Raw genomic sequence first — 23,595 nt, forward strand, 5'->3', positions numbered from 1 at the left:
CGATCGACGCCCGGGCAGCGATGTCCGACAATGCAGTGGTGCTCGGGACGTCAGCGACAGGGTTCGATCCCGTGGACGCAGCGGGACTCATGGTGCTGATCGGGGTCTGCCTGCTGTTCGCGGTCGGCGTGGGCTACGCCTACGCCAAGGTCTGGCTGCGGCGGCTGCGCGGCGTCAGCGGCTGGGCCACGGTCGTCCGCCGCTCCGACCGCCATGAGGACGACCTCGTCACCCATCACGCCGAGGTGCGCATCGACGGCGGGCCGACCGTGCACCTGCGGCTCGATGACCGGCCCGCGGTCCCCGTCGTCGGCGATCGCATCAGGGTCCGCTACGACCGGCACCGTCCGTCCAACATCGACGAGATCCGCCGTACGCCGGGCGCCTATCTCACTGCCGCCGTCGCAGAGGTGATCATGATCTTCTTCGCGGTGGGTTCGCTCGCCACCGTCGTGGTCCTGATCGCGGCGATGCTCGACCCCTGACCGACCACCCCGTGTCGTGGGCGTCGGGTGAGGACACCCCGGGTCGGCGTGTCACCGGAGTTCGCCGGGTTCGGCGGCGAGCTCCTCGTCGGGCGCGAGGTCCAACTGCAGCCAGGTGACGTCGTGCCAAGCGCCCAGCTTCCAGCCGACTCTGCGGTAGGTTCCGACGTCGGAGAAGCCGAAGGATCGGTGCAGCCCCATGCTGGCCTCGTTGGGCTGGGTCACGCCGCCCATCACCCGCCGGTATCCGCGGGCGGCGAGAATGGCCAGCAAGGCGGTGTAGAGCGCCCGCCCGCCACCGGTGCGCCGGCGGTCCATCTGCAGGTAGACGCTGGCGTCGCAGGCCCAGCGGTACGCGGCGCGGGTCCGGTGCTCCGTGCCGTACGCGTAGCCCACGACCGCGCCGTCGACCTCCAGCACGAGCCACGCGTGGCGCAGGTTGGCGGCCTCGATGCGCCGAGCCATCTCCTCCGCGGTGGGCGGCTCGGTCTCGAACGTGATCGCGGTGTCGGTGACGTACGGCGCGTAGATCGCGGCGCAGGCTGCGGCATCATCCGCGGTCGCGCGGCGGATGTTCCCATCCCATGTCATGTCCTTTATAGTAGTCACAGCGTTTACTATAGTGTCAATGGGAGTCCGATCGTGACCGATGACCTCACCGCAGCCCTCGCCGCGACCGTGCGCGCCACCAGGGAACAGCAAGGGCTCACGGTCGCGGCGGTGGCCGAGGTGTCCGGCGTGTCCCGCGCGATGATCTCGAAGGTCGAGCGCGGCGAGGCCCAGCCGACCGCGGCGCTGCTGGGCAGGTTGTCCGGTGCCCTCGGGCTCACCCTGTCGGAACTGATCGCGCGTGCCGAAGGCGACGCCGTGCGCCTGTCACGGCACGATGAGCAGCCCGTGTGGACCGACCCCGATACCGGCTACACGCGCCGCGCGGTCTCGCCACCGGGCAGCACCGCCCTGGAACTGGTCGAGGTGGAACTCCCGCCCGGCGCCGAGGTCGCCTATCCGGCACAGGCCTACCGCTTCATCGACCAGCAGATCTGGATGCTGTCCGGGCACCTGCGCTTCGTGGAGGGCGAGCAGGTGCACGAGCTCGACGCCGGGGACTGCCTGCAGCTCGGCGCACCGGCCGACTGCGTGTTCGTCAACACGACCGCGGCCCCGTGCCGCTACCTGATCGTGCTCGACAAACTCGCCGCTCCGAGGCGATCGCCGTAGCTGCGCCTACGCGACGTCGGGCCGTGTCATCAGCGGTGCCCGCAGATGCAACGCCAGACTGGGGCCGGTCAGGGGCACGGTGCTCCACGTCGCGACCGCCGTCCCCGAGCCGACGTCGACCAGCAGCCGAACCCGGTGCGGGGTGGTGATGACGCAGAGGTCGGCGACGAACGTGTCGCCCTGCCAGGCGCCGGCCGCGACGACCGGGCGGCCGAGCGGTGCGCTCTCCCGCCATTCGCCGTGGCCGACCTCGACGTCGAGAGACGGCCCGAGTCGCACGAGCCACCCCCGGTCCACGGGATCGACGATCACCGTGGTGCCGTCGGGCAGAGCCGAGTCCTCGGCGGAGGCGTCGAGTCTCGCCTTGATGGCACGCTCCGGGGCGGCCACGCCCGTGACGGGCGCGAGTGACAGCTGGCGCAGCCGCGCGGCGAGGATCTCGTCGTCCGAGGCGCTTCCCGTGTCGTCCAAGCCGGGCAACAGGCACTCCCAGAGTGCGTCGAGCACCATCTGGGCCTCTCCTTGGGCGGTCACGGCGACCACGAGATCGTGCGACGGCACCACCACGCACTGCTGACCGAAGGCGCCGTGACCGTGGTAGCCGTGCCGCGACATCCAGAACTGGTAGCCGTAACCGCAGCTGAAGTCGCTGTCGTCGGACCCGTCGTCCTTGAACGGCCCGCTGTCGATGTGCCGGCTGGTCGCGAGTTCCACCCATTCGCGCGGGACGAGCTGCCGGCCGTCCCAGAGGCCGCCACGCAGCAGCAGTTCACCGAAGGCGGCGACAGCCTCGGTCGTGAGGTGCAGTCCGTGGAATCCGAACGCGGCGCCGCTCGCCACCCGATCCCACTCGGCGTGGTCGACGCCCATCGGCTCGAAGAGGTGGTCGTCGAGCAGTTCCGGCAGGCCGCGGCCGGTGACCCGCTCCACCATCCGGGCCAGGACGTAGGTGGTCGCGTTGTCGTAGGCGTGCCGTGTCCCCTCGGCTTCGGCGAACGGCACCCGCAGGAAGCCCCTGACCAGGTCGTCCGGTTCCAGTCGCCAGGCCTCGGCGAGGCTGTCCGTGCCGTGTCCGGTCGTCATGGACAGCAGGTGGTGCACGGTGAGGCGGCGGCCCTGCGCCGAGACGTCGGACGGAACGTGGTCGGGCAACACGTCCACCACCCGGTCGTCCAGCGAGAGCAGCCCGTCGGCGATCGCGAGCCCCACGGCTATCGAGGTGAACGACTTGGTCAGCGAGTAGAGAAGGTGTGGGCGGTCGGCCGAGTAGGGCGCCCACCAGCCTTCGGCGACGACGTGACCGTGGCGCACGACCATGATGGAGTGGCACTCGACGGGCTGCGCTTCGAGCCGGTCCAGCAGCGCGGCGACCGCGCGGGAGGACACCCCCGCGGCAGCCGGTGCCGACCGCGGCAGCAGGAAGCGTGGAGAAGACATCCAGGCACGCTAACAAAACCGCCCCGATGAGGTACGACCATTACGGCGAGCGGTGCGGTCCCTGTTCTGCGGTGCGGCCTCGGGTCGGCCGCCCCCTGATACCGTACGCAGATGATCACGGGGCAGACGGTGCTGGGCGCCTACTTCCACGGGACCGACGAGAACACGGACGCGATCGATGCGCTGCCCGCCGGCCTGCTGACCCACATCTTCTACGCGTTCGCCACGATCGAGGACGGGCGCCTGACGCTGCCGCCGCAGGCGCCCGCGCACCTCGCGGCCCTCGCCGCGCGCAGGCGGGCCGAGCCCGGTCTGCGGATCGTGCTGTCGATCGGCGGCTGGGGGGCCGGCGGGTTCTCCGACGCGGCCCGCACACCCCGGTCGCGGGCCGTGTTCGTCGAGCAGAGCCTGGAGCTGGCCGCCGACTTCGACGGTCTGGACCTCGACTGGGAGTTCCCCGTCTCGGGCGGTCCCGTCGAGCTGGTCCACCGGCCCGAGGACCGGCACAACGCCACGCTGCTGGCCGAGCAGCTACGCCACGGGCTCGGGCCGTCCCGGCTGCTGGCGGCAGCGCTGCCGGCCGGCCGGTTGCAGTCGGCGGGCCCGTACGACCCGGCGGACAGTTACGAGCTGGCTGCCTTCACCGAGCTGCTGGACTTCGCCAACCTGATGACCTACGACTTCGGCACGGGTTTCTCGCCGATCGCCACGTTCAACGCGCCGCTGGCCGAGGTGGCCCAGGACCCGCTGGACGCCGGCCCGCGCCGGTGGAACAACGTCACCGGCGCCGTCGACTACTACGAGCGCCACGGCGTGCCGCGGGACAAGCTCGTGCTCGGCGTGCCCTTCTACGGCCGCGGCTTCCGCGTCGCCTCCGCCGGTGAGCAGGCGGGGCTGTACCAACCCCAGGTCGGCACCGTGGAAGTCGGCGACTGGCGGGACATCGCGCGTGACCTGCTGGCTGATCCGGCCTGGCAGCGCCACCGCCACCCGGTGGCCCGCTCGCCATGGCTGTACCACCCGAGCGACCGGACGTTCGTGAGCTACGAAGACGCCAAGTCCATCGAGGACCGGGCCGCGTTCGCGGCGCGGCACGGGCTGCGGGGTGCGTTCACCTGGCATCTCGGCGGAGACGACGACGAACACACGTTGCTGGCCGCGATGACCCGCCCGTTCCGCGCCGAGGCGGGGTGACGGCGCGGGAGTTCCGCGCCGTCACCCCGCCTCGACCGGCGGAGATCAGCCAGAGGTCACGGTGAATCCGTCGAGCACCGCGTAGCTGCCGGACAGTTTGGTGACCACGATCGTGTGCGTGCCCGCGCTGAGCCCGGTCCTGCTGAACACCGACACGTTCGCGTGGCGCACCCCGTCGGCCGGCAGCGTACTGACCACCTGCTGCGCGCCTCCGTCGATGCTGATCCCGACATTGCCCTGGTCGGTGTTCTGCTCGCCGTAGACCGCGACACCGGTGCCGGTGAACGTGAGCGTCGCGGTCGACCCGTTGGCGGTCGCGAAGTGCACGTCGCCGTTGAGGTCACCGAACGTCCGGCCCGACTGCAGGGTGAAGCCGCTGTAGCCGATCCGGCTGTCGGTGTCGTCGAGACGCGTCGTCGTCGGGCCGGTGTTCGTGACCGAGAACCCGTCGAGCACCGCGTAGGAGCCCGACAGTTTGGTGACCACGATCGTGTGCGTGCCCGCGCTGAGCCCGGTCCTGCTGAACACCGACACGTTCGCGTGGCGCACCCCGTCGGCCGGCAGCGTACTGACCACCTGCTGCGCGCCTCCGTCGATGCTGATCCCGACATTGCCCTGGTCGGTGTTCTGCTCGCCGTAGACCGCGACACCGGTGCCGGTGAACGTGAGCGTCGCGGTCGACCCGTTGGCGGTCGCGAAGTGCACGTCGCCGTTGAGGTCACCGAACGTCCGGCCCGACTGCAGGGTGAAGCCGCTGTAGCCGATCCGGCTGTCGGTGTCGTCGATGCGGCCCGAGGTCACCGGACCACCGCCGTCGCCGACGCGGATGTCGCCTGCCGTGGTGCCGGACGGGATGGGCACGATCAGGAATCCGCCGGAGACGAACTGGACGCCGGTGGCGCGCACGTTCTTGACGTAGACCGGTGTCGTCGCGGTGAAGCCGTGCCCGCCGATGAGCACCTGGGCGGTGTTCGTCGGGGAGATGTAGCGGACCTCCGGCGTGCCCGCGACGGGCTGGGCGACGTATGCGGAGGTGAGCCCGGCGGCGGCGAGGACGGCCGACGGTATGTGGCCGGGTCCGGGTGTCGCCGGGATCGACACGTTGCCGGAGGCGTTCGAGTCGATCGGCGGGTTGCAGGCGTACGACTGGTGCGGGGCCGAGAAGTAGTTGTTCCGGATCCAGAAGTGGCCGGTGGCACTGCACCCGCCCTGGGCGGCGCCGCCCGCGCTGAAGGCCACGTTGCCCTCCCAGTTGATCCATTCGGAGCCCGCGTCGTCGTAGTAGGTGAAGTTGGTGGACCGGCCGTTGAACGCGACGTTGCCCTTGACCTGCAGACCCTTCGCCAGCGTCGCGACGGGGTCGAGGGAGCCGTCGGTCCGGTAGACGTAGCCCGCCTGGTGGCCCTCGGCGTAGATCGCGCCGCCGTCGTGGCGTACCGACATGTAGTCGTGGAAGAGGTTGTTGCTGATGGTGTTGTTCTCGTTGATGTTGGTGGAGTTCTGCGGCGTGCTCGCCTGATCCACGTGGCCCTGGATGACGCCGGCGGTGATCGCGGTGTACGGCAGGTCGTAGAGCACGTTGTTCGTGATCTTCGTGCCACGGGAGAACAGCAGCGTGATGCCGCAGGCGGAGGAGTAGTCGGTGCCGATGTGGTGGATCACGTTGTCGGACACCGTGGTGTTGGTGAGGATCTCGTTCAGGCCGATGCTGTCGCCGCTGACCGCCGCGGGGTCGGGCGCGCAGTGGTCCTTGATGCCCTGCGCCTCGGACGCGTTCGCCGGCGTCGGGTCGTAGGTGCAGCCCAGCAGCAGCGCCGTCGAGGAGATGTCGGTGAACTCGTTGCCCCGGATGACGGTGTCGCGGGCGCCGTACATGACGCTCAGGCCCGCTCCGCCGAGGTTGACGAAGCGGTTGCCGGCCAGGGTCAGGTTGGTCGTGGCGGTGAACGCGACGTTGCCCAGCGGCTGGGTCAGCGCGCCCCACGGGCAGCTGCCAGCCGGGTTCGCGAATGTGCACATACCCTGGTTGCGGCCCTCGGTGATGCGCAGGTTGCTCTGCACGTCGGAGAAGCCGTGCGAGCGGGAGGGGTCGTTCCAGGTGGCGTAGGAGAACTGCAGCCCGGTGAACGTGATGTCGTGCAGCGGGTTGGCGAGCGTGCCTGCGCCCTGCAGCAGCGTCTCCAGGCGCGGCAGTTCCACGGCGAGGTTCAGCATCTGCTGCCAGGACTCCGGCTGGTAGTACAGCCTGGACGCGCCCGAGTCCAGGAACCACTCCCCCGGGCTGAGCAGCGCCCGGGCGTTGTCGACCCGGGTCGGCTTGGTGCTCACCGACATCGAGGGCAGCCCGCCGCTGCCCTGGCTGAACGCGGCCCGGTTGGTCACGTTCGTCCAGCACGGCTGCGCCATCGCCAAGGTCGCCGTCGCCGCCGAGTAGCTCGCGACCCGGCAGCGTGACTGCGTCCACGGGCCGTTGCCACCCGGGTAGTCGAACTCCACCTTCGCGACCTCGGCTGCCGAGCGCGCCCCGAACCATGCCTTCGCGGCGGCGTCGCCGTTGATGTTGTAGCCCGAGGACGACCCGGCCCAGCCTCCGTTCCAGCCGAGGTCCGCCAGCGCGGCGCCGGCCACCGGGACCTTCTCCCCGTCGACGTACACCTGCCGGGTGTCGCTGCCCGCGGGCACCGGCGCGGACCACAGGCCGCTCGTGCCCTCCTGCGCCCAGCCCGTCACCCGGGTCGCGCCGGAGATCACCGGAGCCGCGCCGGGCGCGGCGCGCCACACCACGGGATGTCCGGCGCTGCCCGAGTCGGCGGCGGTGAACTTCCACGTGCTCGACAACCGGTAGGTGCCGTCGGCGAGCTGCACCTGCACGTCGGCGCTGGGATCAGCGGCTCGTGCGGCGCGCACCGCGCCTTGCGCGCCCGTCAGGGAACACGGTGCTGCCGGTGTGCACGACGATCCGGAACCGGCCGGGGACGCGTAGAGGGTCACCGCTGCGGCGGCGGCGGCTGGTGCATCGGGCATGACCAGCAAGCCGGTCAGCGCAGCTCCGGCGGCGAGCGCCGTCATGCCGGCGAGTAGGTGTGTGGAGCGGGACGACACGACCGCCTCCTGTAAATCGTAGATCCCATAGGATATATGACCTTCGATAGTCCCCTCGTCTCCTTCGGGTGTCAAGACACCGCCACCGGTGGTGTTCCCGGCGCGAGATACCCGCGGCACCACCGGTCGGGCACGGCTGCGGCCCGCCTGCCGGGTGGAGCTGGGCAGGCGGGCGGCAGCGGAGGGCCGGGCTACGGGCGGGTGCCGGTGACCTCCATCTCGTAGATGGAGTAGCCCCACTGTCCGGACAGCTGGGTGCCCTGCATCCGCAGGTAGCGGGTGTCGACGTTCAGGGCGATGTCGTCCCGGCCGCCGTCGCCGGCGGTCTGGGTGTGCACATCGGTCCAGGCCTGGCCGTCCGGTGAGGTCTGGATCCGGTAGCCCCGGGCGTACGAGGCCTCCCACTGGATGCCGACGCCGGTCACGTGGCAGGTGCTACCGAGGTCGACCTGAAGCCAGTTGTTGGCGTTCTGATTGGCGGCCCAGCGGCTGGCCGGGTCGCCGTCGAACGCCATGGCCGCGCTCTGGGTGGCGCCGGAATCGGAGGATGCCGACGCCGGCCGGTTCAGCGCCAGGTTGCCGCTGGTGCCGCCGAAGACGAGGTCGACGGTGACCTGCTGGTTGGCGCGCAGCGGCAGGACCCGGGCGATGTTGCCCAGCGGCGAGCCCTGGATCGCGATGCTGCTACTGGAGATCGACTGGATGCCGCCGCGCTGGATCAGCGTGAGGTTCTGGTCGACGGCGGAGGTCAGCGTCACCCGCGCGGTGCGGTTGTCGGTGTTCCAGTCCAGCTTGTCGATGGTGAACCGGCTCTTGCCGCGGATGCCGGACACCGAGCCGCGGTTGAGCCCGTTCGGCACCGCGGGCAGCAGTTCCAGGGTGCCGGGGCTCGTCGTGGCCAGCATCTCCATCATGATCGTGGGTACCGAGTTGACGACGTCGGTGGCGAACACCCCGTGGTTGTTGTAGTGCGAGGTCGCCAGGCTGGTGTAGTAGTAGTCGTCCTTGGCGAAGCGCAGCAGCTTGGCCCCGACCGACGCCGCGTTGTTCAGGTTCGCCGCGATCAGCGCGCCGTGCAGCAGGCCGTGGCCCGCGTTCTCGTAGCTGCCGCCGTCCTTGCGCTGCAGGAACACCTTCGCCGCGTTGAACTGCGCGGCGTTCTTCTCCGGGGTGATCTCCCGGTACGGCCACACCGGCATCAGGCCGCTGGAGTGGCGGTGCTGGTACTGGCTCTTGTTGGCCAGGTCGGGCCACGCCCACTCGGCCAGCGCGCCGTCGCTGTTGATGAGGTACGGCGGCAGGTTGTCCAGCCGCTCCTGCCAGACGGGGATCTTGGCCTGGTCACGGCCGAGGGTCCGGCTCGTCTCGATCAGCGTCGACAGGGCGAACCGGGCGCCGGAGATGTCGTAGACGGAGTTGACCGACAGCGGCACTCCCCCGGCGGGGCGGTTCTCCGGCGAGATCGACCCGGCGAAGACGTACTTGCCGTTGCCGTCCTTGCGGACGAGGAAGTCCTCGTAGAAGTCGCCCATGTCGCGGATCAGCGGGTAGTACTGCTGCTCCAGGAAGGTCCGGTCGCCGGTGGTCTGGTAGTACTCCCAGAACGGGTAGAGCAGCCAGGACTCGCCACCGGTGACGTACTGGTAGGGGTAGTCGAAGTTGATGTTCGAGATGAGGCCCTCACCGTTGGGGGTGTTGCCGCCGGTCAGCATGCCCCGGGTGCCGAGCAGCTTCTGGGCGTTGGTGCGGAAGTCGTTCTGCCACTGCTTGTTCAGGGAGAAGTAGCCGGCCATCGCCTCGGGCATGTTGCCGATGTTGCCGCCGGAGATCTGCAGGTTGAGGTTGGCGTCGAGGTGGTAGTAGCCGTCCCAGCCGACGTTGCTGTCACCGGTCCAGTTGCCGAGCAGGTCGGGCGCGGCGGTCTCGTTGCTGGAGGCCAGCAGGTGGTAGCGGCCGGAGTAGAACAGCCGCTCGTACAGTGCCGCCGACGGCGTCGTCGCGTTCTTCTGCTCGGCGAGCAGCTGCTCGTTGGACTTGGCCCGGTCCGCGGCGCTGGCGCCGTAGTCGATCGAGACCCGGTCGAAGATGCCCCGGTGGACGTTGGCATGCCGGTTGAGCAGCGTGTTGTAGTCGGTGGTCAGACCCGACAGCCTGGTCTGCAGCGTCTGGCGGTTCCACTCGGTCTCGGCGGTGACGCCGCCGTTGAACGTGCCGTCGTAGCGCTGCGTCTGGGACAGCAGCAGCACGTAGGTGGCGTTGGTGACCGACACGTTGGTGCCGCTCATCGCCTTGGTGCCGTCGGTCACGATCCTGGCGACGCCCTCGTAGCCGGCGTTGTAGGTGCCGCTCGCGTACTTGGCGCGCAGGTTCAGGAAGGTGGTGTTGGAGTTGTTGGTGTAGGTCACGCCCTTGTTGAGCAGGTTCATACCCGCGTCGATGGACACGCCGAGGGTGACGTTCATCCGCTGGCCGGCGGGCGCCGGCAGGTACTGCACGGTCACGCCGTCGGGCCGGGACACGAACGTGTCGCGCTTCCAGGCGCCCTTGTCGTCGGTCCAGTTGACCGACACCACGCCGGAGGCGTAGTCGGTGGCACGGGAGTAGTCGCGGACCGTGCCGCTGTCGGGCAGCTGGATCGTCATCTTGAAGCCCGGGTGCTTGCTGCCCTCGCCGCCGCCGGAGTATCCCTGCACGTCCGCGGCGAGCTGGTTGGCGGCCTGGTAGTTGCCGGCCAGCAGCAGGTCCCGAATCCGGTTGAGGTTGTCCTGGCTGACGGTGTTGAAAGTGCGGTGCGGGCGGGCCTCGCTGCGGGCCATGAAGAAGTCGCGGTCGTTGAACACGACGGTGTCGTTGCGCGGGTTGCCGAAGACGATGACGCCCTGCTTGCCGTTGCCGGCCAGCAGGCCGTTCTCCCAGTCGTCGTAGACCTGCGGGTAGCTGGTCGACCGGGCCACGGTCGGCGCGCCGGTGCCGCCGCCGGTGCTGTTGGTGATGCGCAGCGCGGAGATGGCGTCATTGTTGCCGGTCCCGGCGAGGTTGGCGTTGTCGGCGGTGAAGGTCCACGCGGTGCCGGAGAAACCACCGTCGGCGTACGCGGTGACGGTGAACCCGGCCGGCACCCGGATCGACGAGACGCTGTCGTTGGTGATGCCCGCCGCCTGCAACTGCGCCAGGTCGTAGCTGCCGACGCCCAGGCCGACGCCGGTGCCGCCGTAGCTGGGGTCGGGGTAGAACGTGGGCGTGGTGACGCCGCCGGCGGTGTCACCGTAGACCTCGAACTCGTACAGCGAGTAGCCGTACTGCGTGTTGGGCGTGACGCCCTGCATCCGCACGTAGCGCGTGGTCCGGTTGACGGTGACGGTCTCCGTGCCGCCGACGCCCGTGGTGGTCGAGACGACGTCCTGCCACTGCGTCGCGTTGTCCGACACCTGGATCTTGTAGGCGCGCGCGTAGGCGGCCTCCCACCGCAGCACGACGCGGGTGACCGCGTACGTGCCGCCGAGGTCGACGTGGATCCAGGCGTTGTTGTCGTTGCTGTGGTCGCTGGACCAGCGCGACGTGGTGTTGCCGTCGATGGCCTTGTCGGCGGTCAGCGTGCCGTCCTGGTAGGAGGCGGCCGCTCGCGCGCCCGTGCCCCGCGACAGGTTCGTCTCGGCGGCCTGCGCGCCGGTGACGAACGTGGTCGAGGCGAGCACGAGGACCGCGCCCAGGGCTACGCCGAGCATCCGCCGGCCGGTGGCCGACCTTGATCTGATCAGGGTGCTGCGCATGGGGTTCCCTTTCTCGAAGCGAACCTTCGGGGCGCGGTCGGGCCGCGCCACGGCCCGACCGCGCGGTGGTCAGGCGGTGGCGAAGTCGAACTGCTCGGCGGTGCCGACGGTATCGCTGCTCGCGATCAGCGGCTGCGCGCCGCCGCCCGGCGCGGTCACGTACTTGTTGTTGATCGTGGCGCGCAGGCTCACCGTCCCGTTGGCGTTGGTGATCCGCTGGAACGTCTCCCACGGGCCGGCCGAGGCGCGGTTGGCGACCAGGGCGGCCGCGCCGGAGTTCTCGGCGCAGACGTACATGCCGTTGGCCTTGGCGCGCAGGGCGACGTTGCCCCCGCCGAGGTCGACGACGTCGAAGCGCTGCGCCGTGCCGGCGGTGCCCGCGTTCGCGGTCAGCGGTGCGGACCCGGCGGTGACGTAGAGGTTGTTCGCGCGCGAGCGCAGGGTGGTGCCGGTGCCGCCGCCCGTGGCGGTGACCCGCAGCGAGGAGATGGCGTCGTTGTTGCCGGTCGCGACGAGGTTGGGGTTGTCGGCGGTGAAGGTCCAGGCCGTGCCCGCGAAGCCCGCGTCGGCGTACCCCGTGACGGTGTACCCGGACGGCACGCGCAGCGACGAGATGGTGTCGTTGGCGATGCCCGCCGCCTGCAGCTGCGCCAGGTCGTAGTTGCCCACGGCGAGGGTCGCCGCGGTGCCCTGGTAGTCGGCGGCGGCGTAGACCGTCGGTCCGGTCACCCCTGAGGCGGACTGGCCGTACAGCTCGAACTCGTAGAGCGAGTAGCCCCACGCGGTGTTCGGGGTGACGCCCTGCATCCGCACGTAGCGGGCGGTCCGGTTGACCGTCACCGTCTCGGTGCCGCCGACGCCCGTGGTGGTCGAGTACGCGTCCTGCCACTGCGTCGCGTTGTCCGACACCTGCACCTTGTAGGCGCGTGCGTGGGCGGCCTCCCACTTCAGCACCGCCCGGCTCACGTTGAACGAGCTGCCGAGGTCGACCTGGATCCAGGCGCTGTTGTCGTTGCTGTGGTCGCTGGACCAGCGTGACGTCGCGTTGCCGTCGATGGCCTTGTCCGCGGTCAGCGTCCCGTCCTGGTACGACGCGAGCGCCCGCGCGCCGAGCGACAGGTTCGCCTCCCCGGCCGGCGGCGCGGGCGGGTTCGGCACGGTCTGACCGGCCGGCGGCCACAGGGTGAAGGAGTTCGCGCCGTTGCGTGCCCCGGCGAACGGCCCGGCCATCACGTTGCCGGTGTTGATCGCGCCGCCGAAGTAGTCGGTGGTGACGTCGGCGGCGATGCTCTCCCCGGCCAGCGGGATGGTCCCGACGCGGGCGCGGGTCACCGGGGTGAGGCCGCTGATGCCGGCCGTGTTGAGGTCGAAGGTGAGCTGCAGCTGCGTGTTCGTGGCCGTGTAGCGCACGTTGGACACGGCGTTGCTGACGTTGCCCTCTTTGACGTGGGTCTTGCCGGTCGCGTTGTTGGGCAGGGTCGAGCCCTGGACCAGGTTGTTGTACCAGTGGAAGCGCTGCGTGCTGGTGGTGGCCGTCGACTCGTTCATCGTGCCGGGCTGGAAGTAGTACGCCTCCCGGCCGCCGCCGTCGATGTTGACGTTGCCGTTGTCGACGAACAGGTTGTTGGCGAACACGATGCCGGTGGCGTCCAGCGTGCGGATGTCGTGGTTGCCGATGAAGACGTTGTTGTCGACCAGGATCGGCCCGAACACGGCCTCTGCGTAGTAGCCCCACGGGGCGTTGATGACGATGTTGCCGGTGACGCGGACGTTCTGGTTGCCCCAGTCGGTCCAGATGCCGGCCGAGTTGCCGCCCTGGGAGTTGCGGATGTAGTTGCCCTTGATCAGGCCCTCGTTCATGTAGTGGACCTTGATCGGGGCGGTCTCCGCGCCGCTGAACTCGTTGCGGTAGTTGGTGTCCTCGATCCGGTTGTAGAGCAGGTCGGAGTTCCACGAGAACACGCCCGCGATGCCGGACTGGCCGGACCGGGCGATGTAGTTGTTGCGCACGATGTGCGAGCCGTACAGGCCGGTGTTGTGGAAGTGGGTGCGGATGTTGCCGGGGCGGTTGCCGGCCCATTCGTCGTTGCCCAGGCCGATGTCGATGCCGATGGTGCGGGCGTTGACCACGATGTTGTTCTCGATGATCCAGCGCAGGCCGCCGTTCACACTGATCGCGCCCGCCTGGCTGCGGGTCGGGCTGCTGGGGAAGTCGGAGTAGATGTTGGCGGCGTGCTTGACGGTGAAGCCGCGCACCGTGACGTAGCCCAGGCCCCAGGCGTCGGGGGCGAACACCTGGCGGCGCACGTTGACCTCGGCGAGCCGCGCGTTGGGGTCGGCGCTGCCGAAGTTGGCCTGGATCGTCGTGTTGCCGCCCGACACCTCGGCATACCAGGTCTCGGGGCCGGACTGCACCTCGGCCAGGGTGCCCTTCTGCCGGTAGGCCAGCTCGTCGAGGTAGACGTCACCGGCGGTGTACACGGGGAAGAAGTCCCCGCCGCCGCCGTTGGGCTGGCGGGTGGCGAACGGGTTGTACGCGCCGAAGAAGTTGCTGGGCAGGGTCACCCGCCAGACGTTGCCGCCGGCGCGGGTCCAGCCGTCGACCTCCTCCGAGCCCTTGATGACGACCTCGCCGTCGCCGGCGTTGGTGTAGGTGATGCGGTTGGCCTCGTCGGAGCCGCCGCGGGCCGGTTTGACCGTCTCGCGGTAGAGGCCGGCGTGCACGATGACCGTGTCGGCGGGCAACGCCTCCTGCGCCGCGCGGTTGATCGTCAGGTACGGCTGAGCCGCGGTGCCCGGGCCGGAGTCGTTGCCGTTCTTGGCGACGTGGATGGCGCGTCCGGCCGCGGCGGCGGGCGTGGCGAGCTGGGGAACGGCCCCGATGGTGAGGGCCAGCGCCGCCACGGCCGCGCCGAGCAGGCGTCTGCCTGCGGCGCGGGTGAACGGGCGGGAGGATCGGTGGTGCATGGGCACTCCTCTTATGTGGATGCGGTTGGCCGGCCACAACGTCCGGTCGGACGGCGTCGCGGTCGGCCCCACTCGCCCGGGCGCGGACACGTTGGGGCGCAGGATGTGCGGACGCCGACCCGGCGGTGGAGGCGCCAGGTCGGCGTGTTTCGAAAGCGGCGGGTCCGGCCCCGGGCGCAAGGGTTTCTGCGGGGTTACATTATTAATCTATGATTCGTCGAAGCGTCAAGTACCACATCGGAGCAGCGGGAGGCGGGGTCCGGACACGGCGCAGCGGCGCTCGTGACCAGTACAGACAGGACGCCGGCCTACTCCGGTGCGGCGACCTTGGGGCCGTGGCCCGGCGCGACCGCGCCCTGCAGCACCAGGGCCGCACCGCCGATCGCCGCGGCGTCGCGCGGGTTGCTCGACAGGTCGACCTGCACGGCGTGGATCTGGCGGGAGTAGGCGCGCTCGGCGAGGTGGTGGCGGATCTGGGTGACGTAGATCGATCCGGCGACGGCGAACCCGGGTCCGGCGAGCACGAGCGTGTCGAGATCCCACAGGTTGGCCAGGGTCACCGCGCCCTCGGCCAGCAGCCGGGCCGAGGCGTCGAGCAGGGCATGCGCCTGGACGTCGCCGTAGATCGCGGCGCGGGCCAGGATGTCGAACGCCCGCGCGGCCGGATCCTCGGGGCGGATGTCGAGCCGAGCGGCCAGGCCCGGCGTGGACCGCGCCTGTTCGGCCAGGACCCGGGGCGCGGCGTACTCCTCCAGGCAGCCGCGGTTGCCGCAGTGGCACGGCCTGCCGTCGCGGACCACCGCGACGTGGCCGATCTTGCCCGCGTTGGAGCCGGCCCCGCGGTGCAGCGCGCCGTCGAGCACGACGCCCGAGCCGATCGCGGAGTTCATGTACAGGCAGCCGAAGGTCCGCTCGCGCGAGACCTGCCGCCCCCAGAACTCGCCGACCGTCGCCGCGGCGGCGTCGCTGTCGATGAGCACGGGCACGCCGAGCTGCTCGGCCAGCGCCGCGCCGAGGTCGATCCCGGCCCAGTCCTCCAGGCCGGGCAGCGCGAGGAACCTGCCCTGGGCGACGTCGACGGGTCCCGGGCCGACGACGGCGAGCCCGGCCACGCTCTGCGGGAGCAGGCCGAGGCCCCCGGTGACGTCGCGGTACAGGGCGGCCAGGCGGTCGACGGCGGCGTCGGGTTTCTCGCCGGCGGGCCGGGCCACGAGCTGGCGGCCGACCGTGCCGCCGCGGGTGTCGGTCACCACGCAGGTGAACGCGTCGGCCGCGACGTGGATGCCGACGCCGTACGCGGCGTGGGAGTTGATGACCAGCAGGATCCGCGGCTTGCCGCCGGTGGACACGGTGGCCCCGGTCTCGCGGACGACGCCGTCGTCGATGAGGCGGCGGACGATGATGGAGATCGTCGGCTGGGTCAGGCCGGTGGCCGTGACGAGCTCGGCGCGGCTGATCGGCCCGGCGGAGCGGATGAGGTCGACGATGAGCGCCCGGCTGCCGGGCCCCGCGGCCGCGGACTCCCTGCGCGCCACTCGCGACCACCTTCCGCCTGCATCGATGTCCGACCCCACTACGTTACGGGGAACGAGACTGGGTACGCGAACGAGACTAGTAGACACGAGAGGACCGCCATGGCACCGACCAAGACGATCACGCGCCCGCTGTCCGGCGTACCGGTGGGCCTGGCCCTGGTGCGTGACGCCGAGGTGCTGGGGGCCGAACCGTTCTTCCACGAGTTCATCGCCGGCATCGAGCGGGTGCTCGTGCCGCGGGGCGTGCCCGTGCTGCTGCAGGTGGTCGCCACGGTCGAGCAGGCCGGCGAGCGCATCCGCGCCTGGGCGGCCCAGGGCCAGGTGCAGGGCACGATCCTGATCGACCTGCTGCCCGGCGACGAGCGGGTGGCCCTGGTCAAGGAGCTGGGCATGCCCACGGTCGTGGTCGGCGACCCGGTCACCGCGGGCGGGCTGCCGACGGTGTGGACCCAGGACGAGGTCGCCATGCACGACGTGGTCGTCTCGCTGGTCGAGGCGGGGCACACCCACCTGGGCCACGTCGCCGGTCCGGCGCACATGGCGCACACGATCATCCGCAGCCGTACCTTCGACGCCGTGGCCGCCGAGCACGGCGCGCGCGCCACCACGTTCGAGGGCGACTACTCGGAGGCGGCGGGGGTGCGGGCGGTGGCGGCGCTGTCCGGTGACGACGACCGGCCGACCGCGCTGGTCTTCGACAACGACGTCATGGCGCTGGGCGCGCTGCACGAGGCCCGCCGCCTCGACCTGGCCGTGCCGGGCGATCTGTGCCTGGTGGCCTGGGACGACTCGGCACTGTGCCAGCTGGCCGACCCGCCGCTGAGCGCGGTCAGCCACGACGTGCAGGCGCTGGGCGAACTGGTGGGTGACGTATTGGCCGAAGTACTTCTCGGCCGAACGCCCGAGCCGGTGCTGGCCCCGCCCGCGACGCTCGTTCCACGGGGCTCCGGACTTTAATAGATTAAAAATATTACTCGTTGACTTTTGGAGTTTCGATGCTGCACGCTGTGGTCCGGCACCGCCCAGCGCAACATCCCGGCAACGCCTCAGCAACCCCCGGACCCACCGTCCGGGGCGACCGCGCGTCGATCGGCGGCGGTCTCAGGCGTGGCCTGGATTCCCTTACCGACAAGCAAAGGAAGCTCCATGGACCATCGCTCCACCTCCAGGGCGACCCGGGCCGCAGCCGCGGCCGCCCTGGGCGCGCTCCTCCTGACCCCGGCCCTGGTCGCCTGCGGCTCCGACGAACCCGAGGCCGCCGCCACCTCGATCGAGGTCGTCACCCGCTGGACGGCTGGCAACTCCGCGGCCGCCGCGCAGAAGCGCGTCCTGGACGCGTACGCCGCCGAGACCGGTGTCACCGTCAACCTCACCGAAGGCCTGGAGACCATCGACGACCAGGTCGAGAACGCCGTAGCAGCGGGCAAGTCGCCGGACCTGGTCATCGTCAACCTGTTCGACAAGACCCTGGGCTGGCTCGACGCGGGCGTCACCGTCCCCGTCGACGACTACCTCAAGGAATGGGGCCTGGCCGACAAGGTCAAGCCCACCGCGCTCAACGAGTGGCGGGTCGGCGGCACCGCCGACGGCAAGCTGCAGGGCCTGCCGTTCTCCGGCTTCAGCTGGCCGCTGTGGTACAACACCGACCTGCTCAAGAAGGCGGGTGTGGACCAGGTCCCCGCCACCACCGACGAGCTGATCGCCGCCGCGGGCAAGCTGCGCGCGGCCGGCATCGGGCCGGTCATCGTGGGCGGCAACGACTGGACCGGGCAGAAGCTGTTCTACCAGATCGCACAGTCCTACGCCGACGCCGCGACCATGAAGACCGTCATGCAGAAGGGCGGCTACTGCAGCACCGCGCCCGTCATGAGCGGCATCAAGCTGTTCACCCAGCTGCGCGACGCGGGCGTGTTCGTCGACAACGCCGCCGGCCTCAAGGCCGACGACATGTACGCCACGTACTACTCCGGCAAGGCCGCGATCATGCCGGCCGGCTCCTGGGCGTACACCGAGTCGGCCGCGTCCGGCACCGGCATCGAGAAGCGCACCACGCTGGGCGGCTTCCCCATCCCGAGCGGGGCTTCCTTCACCAAGCCCACGGCCTTCCAGGGCTTCACCGGCGTCGGCTTCATGATCACCAAGCGGGGCGCCGAGCCCGGCCGCATCGACAACGTCCGCAAGCTGATCACGAAGTTCTACCAGGACGCGGCCGTCGGCGACTTCGTCAAGGACGCCAGCATCCTGCCGCCGACCACCGGCGACTTCGCGTCGTACGCCACCGATCCGCTGCTGGCGCAGTCGGTCGGCCTCGACGCCAAGGCCGACTACGCGGTGCTGCCCGACGTCTGGATCGGGGCCGCCTCCGACCCGATCATCACGGTGCTGACCGGTGCCTACGGCAAGTCGACCCCGGAGCAGATCTGCGCCGACCTCGACAAGGCCACGAAGGGCTGACACCCGCCGACCGAGTGGGGGCCGCCCGAGGCGGCCCCCACTCCTGTCTTAAGGAACCGCACGACATGCCATCGACCAGCACGCTCGCCAGGCCCGCCGGGCCGGGCGACACCGCCGTCGCGCACCCGCCCCGCGTCAACCGGCGCCGGCGCGCCAACAGCCTGCAGTCCGCCCGCGTCCTCTGGCTGACCGTCCCGTCCCTGCTCTGGTTCGCCGCGTTCTCCATCGGCCCGCTCGCCGCGATGTTCGTCATCGCCACCATGCGCTGGAAAGGCCTGCTGTACGAGCCGGCCTACGTCGGCGCCGAGAACATCGGGCGCGTCCTCACCGACCCGACGTTCCACGCCGCCGTCCGCAACAGCCTGATCCAGGTGGCCGTCGCCGTCCCGGTCATGATCCCGCTGGCCTTCATGCTCGGATACCACCTCAACACCAAGCCCCGCGGCTACCGCCTGCTGTCGGTGCTCTACTTCTCCCCCGGCCTCATCTCGATCTCCATCACCGGAATGATCTTCTACGGCGTGCTGTCGCCCAACGGCGGCGTCAACGGCCTGCTGCGCAGCATCGGCGCGGAGTCCTGGGCCACCCCGTGGCTGGCCGACCCCGGCACCGCGCTGGCCGCCCTGATCGCCATCGACCTGTGGCGCGGCATCGGCTGGACCGCCGTCCTGTTCGCCGCCCGCCTGGCCAGCCTGCCCGCCGACGTCATCGAGGCCGCCCAGATCGACGGCGCCGGCCGCATGCGCACCATGTGGCAGATCGCCTTCCCGATGACCCTCGACTACGTCCGCACGCTCACGATGCTGCAGTTCCTGTGGACGCTGTTCACCTCGGCCGCCCTGATCCTCCTGCTCACCAAGGGCGGACCCGGCACGTCGTCGACCACGCTGTCCTACCTGGTCTACGCGAAGGCCTTCTCGCAACGCGACCTCGGCTACAGCCAGGTGGTCGGTGTCGCGCTGCTCATCCTCGGCATCGGCGGCATGATCCTCATCCGCGCGCTGCTGCGCAGCTCCAAGGAGAACACCCGATGACACCGCCGAACGCCGCCCGCCGCGGCCGCGCCACCGGCCGGCTGGCCGGCACCCTGTCCTGGGCGTACGCGCTGCTGCTCGCCGCACCGCTGTACTACCTGGTCGTCAGCGCCCTGAAGACCAACATCGAGATCTTCACCCAACCCTTCTCCCTGCCCGCCGACTGGCTCTGGGACAACTTCGGCACCGCCTGGCAGACCGCCGACCTCGGGGCCGCGCTGCTCAACTCCGCGCTGATCTCGGTCGTGGCCATCGCGGTGACACTGGGCCTGTCGGTGCCCGCCGCGTACGCGCTGGCGTACCAGGACAACCGGCTCTCCCGCCTGATCACCGGGGTGTTCTCGGCGGGCTTCCTCATCCCGCCGTTCGCCGCGCTGATCCCCACCGTGATCCTGGCGATCGAGCTGGGGCTGTTCTACACCCGCGAGTTCCAGATGCTGTTCCTGCCGGCCAGCGCCCTGCCACTGTCCGTGCTGCTGCTCACCCAGTTCATGCGCACCGTGCCGCCGGCCCTGGTGGAGTCCGCGGCGCTGGACGGCGCCGGGCACTGGCGGCTGCTGGTCAGCGTCTACATCCCGATCGCGATGCCCGGCATCGTCAGCGTGACGATCCTGCAGCTGCTGACCTTCTGGAACGAGTACCTGTTCTCGCTGACCATCACCGGCACCGCCGCCGACGTGCGCACCGCGCAGGTCGCGCTGCCCACGCTGCTGTCCGACGCGACCGACTTCGGCGTGCTGGCCGCCGGCACCGTCCTGACGCTGCTGCCGGTCTACGTCGCCTACACCATGTCCAGCCGACGCATGCAGGAAGCACTCACCGCGGGGGCGGTCAAGGGATGACACAGACCACGCAGGCCACGACCGTCACCGCGACCCGCCACGACCTCGGCGGCCAGTGGGAACTGACCTGGTCGTCCGGACCCGACGACACTCCGGCGAACATCCAGACCACCACAGTGGCGGCGACCGTGCCCGGCGAGGTGCACACCGCGCTGCTCGCCGCCGGGCTGCTCGCCGACCCCGACGTGGCCTGGGGCGAACTCGCCCAGACCTGGGTGGGCCACTCCCACTGGACCTACCGCCGCCACGTGTACTGGACGCCGACGCCCGGGGCACGCACCGACCTCGTCGCCGACGGCCTGGACACCTTCGCCGACGTGTACGTCAACGGCCACCCCATCGGCGCGGCCCGCGACCAGCACCTGCGCTACCGCTGGGCGGCCGACGACGCGCTGCGGCCCGGCGACAACGTCGTCGAGATCCGCTTCACCTCGGCCTGGGACGCCGCCCTGCGTCACGAACGCGCGCACGGGGCGCTGCCCAGCCCGTACGACGAGCCCTACTCCCACGTGCGCAAGACCGCCGCCAACTTCGGCTGGGACTGGGGCCCGCACCACGTCACCGCCGGGATCTGGCGCGACATCCGGCTGGAGACCTACACCGGCCGCATCGAGCACGTCCGTCCGCTGGTGCGGCTGAGCGACGACCACCGCGTCGCGCACCTGTCCTGCCATGTCCGCGTCGACGCGCCCGAAGGCTCGCTCGTCCAGGTCGACCTCACCGACCCGGCCGGCCTGCCCTGCGGCTCGGCCACCGGCACCGTGGTCGGCGACGAGGCGGTCGTCGCGCTGACCCTGACCGACCCCGCGCTGTGGTGGCCGACCGGCCTCGGCGCACAGCCGCGCTACCGGCTGCGCCTCGAACTCCAGCACGTCGGCGTCGTGCTGGACACCACCGACACCCGCTTCGGCGTACGCAGCGTCGCGGTCGACGAGACCCCCGACGCCCTGGGCACCCGCTGGACGCTGGTCGTCAACGGTCGCGAGGTCCGGGTCCGCGGCTACAACTGGATCCCCGACGACACCTTCCCCAGCCGCGCGACACCCGAACGCGTCACCGCGCGCATCGACCAGGCCGTCGCCGGCAACGCCAACATCCTGCGGGTATGGGGCGGCGGCCACTTCGCCACCGAGGAGTTCCTGGACGCCTGCGACGAGCGCGGCATGCTCGTCTGGCACGACTTCCTGTTCGCCTGCGCGGCGTACTGCGAGGACGACGACATGATCGAGCTCGTCACCGCCGAGGCCGAGCAGGCGGTCGCCCGCATGTCGGCCCACCCGAGCCTGGTGCTGTGGTGCGGCGGCAACGAGACGGTCCAGGGCTGGCACCACTGGCACTGGGCCGACCAGGTCGGTTCCCGCGGCTGGGGTGCGGCCTACTACCTGGACGTGCTGCCCCGCGTCCTGCACCGGCTCGACCCCACCCGCCCGTACCTGCCCAACTCCCCCTGGTCGGGCAGCATCGACCGCGACCCCACCGCCGACACCCACGGGCCCAGCCACCTCTGGGACGCCTGGAACGAGGCCGACTACACCCACTACCGCGACCACGACCCCGCCTTCGTCGCCGAGATGGGCTGGTGCGGGCCACCCGCCTGGACCACCCTCACCCGGGTCGTCGACGGCGAGACCCCCGGCCCCGGCTCCCCGCTGACCCGCCACCACCTGCGTGCCATCGACGGTGTGCACAAGCTGAGCCGCGGCCTCCAGCCGCACGTGCCCACCCCCGCCGACGGACCCGACTGGCACTACGCGACCCAGGTCGTGCAGGCCCGCGCCGTCGCCACCGGCGTCGAATGGCTGCGCACCCGCGAACGCTGCGGCGGCGTGGTCATCTGGCAGCTCAACGACTGCTGGCCGGTGGTCAGCTGGTCGGCCGTCGACCACGCCGGCATCGAGAAGCCCCTCTGGCATGCCCTGCGCCGCTCCTTCACCCCACGCCTGGCCACCATCCAGCCGGTCCGGCCCGGCCCCACCCACGACCCGGCCGGCGCACAGGGCCTGGAACTCGTGCTCGTCAACGACTCGCCCACCGACTGGCAGCCGGACATCGCCGTCCGCCGGGTCGGCCTCGACGGCCACGAACACCACCGCGCAGACCTGCGACCCGCCTGCCCCGCCGGCGGCATCGTCCGGGTGCCGCTGCCACCCGCACTCGCGCAGCCCACCGACCCCCGGGCCGAACTCCTGGTCGCCGACACCGACGGCACCAGGGCCACCTGGGCCTGGCGGCCCGAACGGGACCTGCTCGCCCCGCCGCCCGAACGCCGCGTCGACACCGCCGTCGTCGACGGCACCCTGCACGTCACCGTCAGCGCCCTGACGACGCTGCGCGAGGTGTGCGTGTTCGCCGACCGGCTCGCCGTGCCGCTGGGCGTCGAGCCGGACCAGCTCGTCGTCGACGACGCGCTGGTCACGCTCCTGCCGGGCGAGCACCACGTGTTCCGGGTGAGCCGCCGCGACGGTCTCCCGCTCACCGCCGCGCAGGCGTCGGCGCTGCCCGACGGCGCGTTCGGCCTGGCGGCCCGGTCGTTCGGGGAGGTCGCCCGATGAAGCGAGTGCTGGCCGTGGACGTCGGCGGCACCAAGTTCGCCGCCGCCGTCGTCGCGCAGGACGGGACCGTCGCCATCCGGTCCGAGCGGGTCCACCTCGACGCCGACCCCGACGCGGTGCTGGCCGCCGTCGTCGCCGACGTGCTCGCCGGGCCCGTCGACGCCGTCGGCATCGGCACCGCGGGGCCCCTGGACCCGGTCACCGGCACCGTCTCCCCGGTCAACATCCCGAACTGGCGGGACTTCCCCCTGGCCGACGCGGTCCGGCGGCTGACGCCGAACCGCCCTGCCGTCGCCATCGCCGGGGACGCGCAGTGCATGGCGATCGGCGAGTGCTGGCGCGGCGCGGCACCGGCCGGTCGGGCCGTGCTCGGCGTCGTGGTGTCGACCGGGGTGGGCGGCGGCCTCATCCTGGACGGCCGCCCCTACCTGGGTCCCACCGGCAATGCCGGCCAGCTCGGGCACATGACGATCGACCCGGGCGGGCCGCCGTGCCCGTGCGGCAACCTGGGCTGCCTCGAAGTCCTCGCCAGCGGCCCCGCCATGGTCCGCCACGCGCTGGCCCTGGGCTGGACTCCCCGGACCGCCGCCGACGCGGCGGAGCTGGCCGCCGACGCCGCACGCGGCAACGCCGCCGCACTAGCCGCGTTCGACCGGGCCGGTGAGGCACTGGCGGTGGCGTTCCAGACCACCGCGGCGATGTGCGACCTCGACGCGGTCGTCGTCGGCGGAGGGGTGGCCGCCGCCGGACCCGTCCTGCTCGACCCGATCCGGCGCGGGCTGGCCCGCCGCGGCGGGCTCGCCTTCGCGAGACGGTTCGACGTCCGGATCGGCGCGCTCGGCCGGGACGCGGGGCTGGTCGGAGCCGCCGCGCTCGCCTTCGCGCAGGTGTCCGCCGACCCGCCGCTGCGGACCGAAGCCGTGGTGTGAGGCAGGTCGTGGGGCCGCCCAGCACCCGCGTGCCGTTCTTGACCGCCCGGCGCAGGAAACCGATCATCCGGTC

The 23,595-nt window shown here is 71.1% G+C and carries 15 protein-coding genes; 9 read left to right on the forward strand and 6 right to left on the reverse strand.

Annotated features, from left to right (window positions below):
- Positions 1-71 precede the first annotated feature (71 nt).
- A complete protein-coding gene (locus tag HAV39_RS06915; RefSeq protein WP_191838332.1) occupies positions 72-485 on the forward strand; it encodes a DUF3592 domain-containing protein in 414 nt (137 codons plus the stop codon).
- Between the two features lie 51 nt (positions 486-536).
- On the opposite strand, the gene HAV39_RS06920 is transcribed toward HAV39_RS06915, so the two are convergent.
- Entirely contained in the window at positions 537-1,076 is a 540-nt protein-coding gene (locus HAV39_RS06920) for an arsinothricin resistance N-acetyltransferase ArsN1 family B (RefSeq protein WP_191838333.1), read from the reverse strand.
- Between the two features lie 51 nt (positions 1,077-1,127).
- Between HAV39_RS06920 and HAV39_RS06925 the strand changes: the two genes are divergently transcribed.
- The gene (locus tag HAV39_RS06925) at positions 1,128-1,706 is read left to right on the forward strand and encodes a helix-turn-helix domain-containing protein (RefSeq protein WP_191838334.1); all 579 of its coding nucleotides are present in this window, start codon (positions 1,128-1,130) and stop codon (positions 1,704-1,706) included.
- 6 nt (positions 1,707-1,712) lie between these two features.
- On the opposite strand, the gene HAV39_RS06930 is transcribed toward HAV39_RS06925, so the two are convergent.
- Complete coding sequence (locus HAV39_RS06930; protein ID WP_191838335.1) at positions 1,713-3,143, reverse strand: serine hydrolase domain-containing protein; 1,431 nt, start codon at positions 3,141-3,143, stop codon at positions 1,713-1,715.
- Positions 3,144-3,254: 111 nt separating this feature from the next.
- Between HAV39_RS06930 and HAV39_RS06935 the strand changes: the two genes are divergently transcribed.
- Positions 3,255-4,337, forward strand: coding sequence for a glycoside hydrolase family 18 protein (locus HAV39_RS06935; protein ID WP_191838336.1), 1,083 nt, complete (start codon positions 3,255-3,257; stop codon positions 4,335-4,337).
- 45 nt (positions 4,338-4,382) lie between these two features.
- Here HAV39_RS06935 and HAV39_RS06940 read toward each other — a convergent pair whose 3' ends face one another.
- The 4 genes from HAV39_RS06940 to HAV39_RS06955 form a co-directional block, all read right to left on the reverse strand.
- Complete coding sequence (locus HAV39_RS06940; RefSeq protein WP_191838337.1) at positions 4,383-7,439, reverse strand: hypothetical protein; 3,057 nt, start codon at positions 7,437-7,439, stop codon at positions 4,383-4,385.
- 191 nt (positions 7,440-7,630) lie between these two features.
- Positions 7,631-11,209 (reverse strand): glycosyl hydrolase family 95 catalytic domain-containing protein, encoded by a 3,579-nt coding sequence (locus HAV39_RS06945; RefSeq protein ID WP_203736637.1) that lies wholly within the window; start codon positions 11,207-11,209, stop codon positions 7,631-7,633.
- 69 nt (positions 11,210-11,278) lie between these two features.
- Positions 11,279-14,176: a galactose-binding domain-containing protein gene (locus tag HAV39_RS06950; RefSeq protein ID WP_191838338.1), complete on the reverse strand. Its 2,898-nt coding sequence runs from the start codon at positions 14,174-14,176 to the stop codon at positions 11,279-11,281.
- A 308-nt stretch (positions 14,177-14,484) separates the two neighbouring features.
- Positions 14,485-15,711, reverse strand: a complete 1,227-nt coding sequence (locus HAV39_RS06955) for an ROK family transcriptional regulator (RefSeq protein WP_203736636.1) — start codon at positions 15,709-15,711, stop codon at positions 14,485-14,487.
- 99 nt (positions 15,712-15,810) lie between these two features.
- On the opposite strand from HAV39_RS06955, the gene HAV39_RS06960 reads away from it, so the two are divergent.
- The 6 genes from HAV39_RS06960 to HAV39_RS06985 all read left to right on the forward strand — a co-directional run bounded on the left by HAV39_RS06960 (position 15,811) and on the right by HAV39_RS06985 (position 23,522).
- On the forward strand, positions 15,811-16,668 hold the full coding sequence (locus tag HAV39_RS06960; RefSeq protein WP_203736635.1) for a LacI family DNA-binding transcriptional regulator: 858 nt from the start codon (positions 15,811-15,813) through the stop codon (positions 16,666-16,668).
- 189 nt (positions 16,669-16,857) lie between these two features.
- Positions 16,858-18,165, forward strand: coding sequence for an ABC transporter substrate-binding protein (locus HAV39_RS06965; RefSeq protein WP_191838339.1), 1,308 nt, complete (start codon positions 16,858-16,860; stop codon positions 18,163-18,165).
- 65 nt (positions 18,166-18,230) lie between these two features.
- Positions 18,231-19,199 (forward strand): carbohydrate ABC transporter permease, encoded by a 969-nt coding sequence (locus HAV39_RS06970; protein WP_191838340.1) that lies wholly within the window; start codon positions 18,231-18,233, stop codon positions 19,197-19,199.
- Positions 19,196-20,041 carry a carbohydrate ABC transporter permease gene (locus HAV39_RS06975; RefSeq protein WP_191838341.1) on the forward strand — a complete coding sequence of 282 codons (846 nt, stop codon included), beginning with the start codon at positions 19,196-19,198 and terminating at the stop codon, positions 20,039-20,041. Before HAV39_RS06970 ends, HAV39_RS06975 begins: the two co-directional genes overlap by 4 nt.
- Positions 20,038-22,593 carry a glycoside hydrolase family 2 protein gene (locus HAV39_RS06980; RefSeq protein WP_191838342.1) on the forward strand — a complete coding sequence of 852 codons (2,556 nt, stop codon included), beginning with the start codon at positions 20,038-20,040 and terminating at the stop codon, positions 22,591-22,593. Before HAV39_RS06975 ends, HAV39_RS06980 begins: the two co-directional genes overlap by 4 nt.
- Positions 22,590-23,522: an ROK family protein gene (locus HAV39_RS06985; RefSeq protein ID WP_191838343.1), complete on the forward strand. Its 933-nt coding sequence runs from the start codon at positions 22,590-22,592 to the stop codon at positions 23,520-23,522. The genes HAV39_RS06980 and HAV39_RS06985 overlap by 4 nt, the downstream gene beginning before the upstream one ends.
- The last annotated feature ends 73 nt before the right edge of the window (positions 23,523-23,595 follow it).

It is taken from the genome of Catellatospora chokoriensis (assembly GCF_011297315.1).
Classification (GTDB): Bacteria; Actinomycetota; Actinomycetes; order Mycobacteriales; family Micromonosporaceae; genus Catellatospora; species Catellatospora citrea.

What these genes read in the sequence shown, in the direction of transcription:
- HAV39_RS06920 (WP_191838333.1), bottom strand. Translation starts at nt 1,076, where the DNA reads ATGACATGGGATGGGAACATCCGCCGCGCGACCGCGGATGATGCCGCA.
- HAV39_RS06930 (WP_191838335.1), bottom strand. Translation starts at nt 3,143, where the DNA reads ATGTCTTCTCCACGCTTCCTGCTGCCGCGGTCGGCACCGGCTGCCGCG.
- HAV39_RS06935 (WP_191838336.1), top strand. Translation starts at nt 3,255, where the DNA reads ATGATCACGGGGCAGACGGTGCTGGGCGCCTACTTCCACGGGACCGAC.
- HAV39_RS06945 (WP_203736637.1), bottom strand. Translation starts at nt 11,209, where the DNA reads ATGCGCAGCACCCTGATCAGATCAAGGTCGGCCACCGGCCGGCGGATG.
- HAV39_RS06950 (WP_191838338.1), bottom strand. Translation starts at nt 14,176, where the DNA reads ATGCACCACCGATCCTCCCGCCCGTTCACCCGCGCCGCAGGCAGACGC.
- HAV39_RS06960 (WP_203736635.1), top strand. Translation starts at nt 15,811, where the DNA reads ATGGCACCGACCAAGACGATCACGCGCCCGCTGTCCGGCGTACCGGTG.
- HAV39_RS06965 (WP_191838339.1), top strand. Translation starts at nt 16,858, where the DNA reads ATGGACCATCGCTCCACCTCCAGGGCGACCCGGGCCGCAGCCGCGGCC.
- HAV39_RS06970 (WP_191838340.1), top strand. Translation starts at nt 18,231, where the DNA reads ATGCCATCGACCAGCACGCTCGCCAGGCCCGCCGGGCCGGGCGACACC.
- HAV39_RS06975 (WP_191838341.1), top strand. Translation starts at nt 19,196, where the DNA reads ATGACACCGCCGAACGCCGCCCGCCGCGGCCGCGCCACCGGCCGGCTG.
- HAV39_RS06980 (WP_191838342.1), top strand. Translation starts at nt 20,038, where the DNA reads ATGACACAGACCACGCAGGCCACGACCGTCACCGCGACCCGCCACGAC.
- HAV39_RS06985 (WP_191838343.1), top strand. Translation starts at nt 22,590, where the DNA reads ATGAAGCGAGTGCTGGCCGTGGACGTCGGCGGCACCAAGTTCGCCGCC.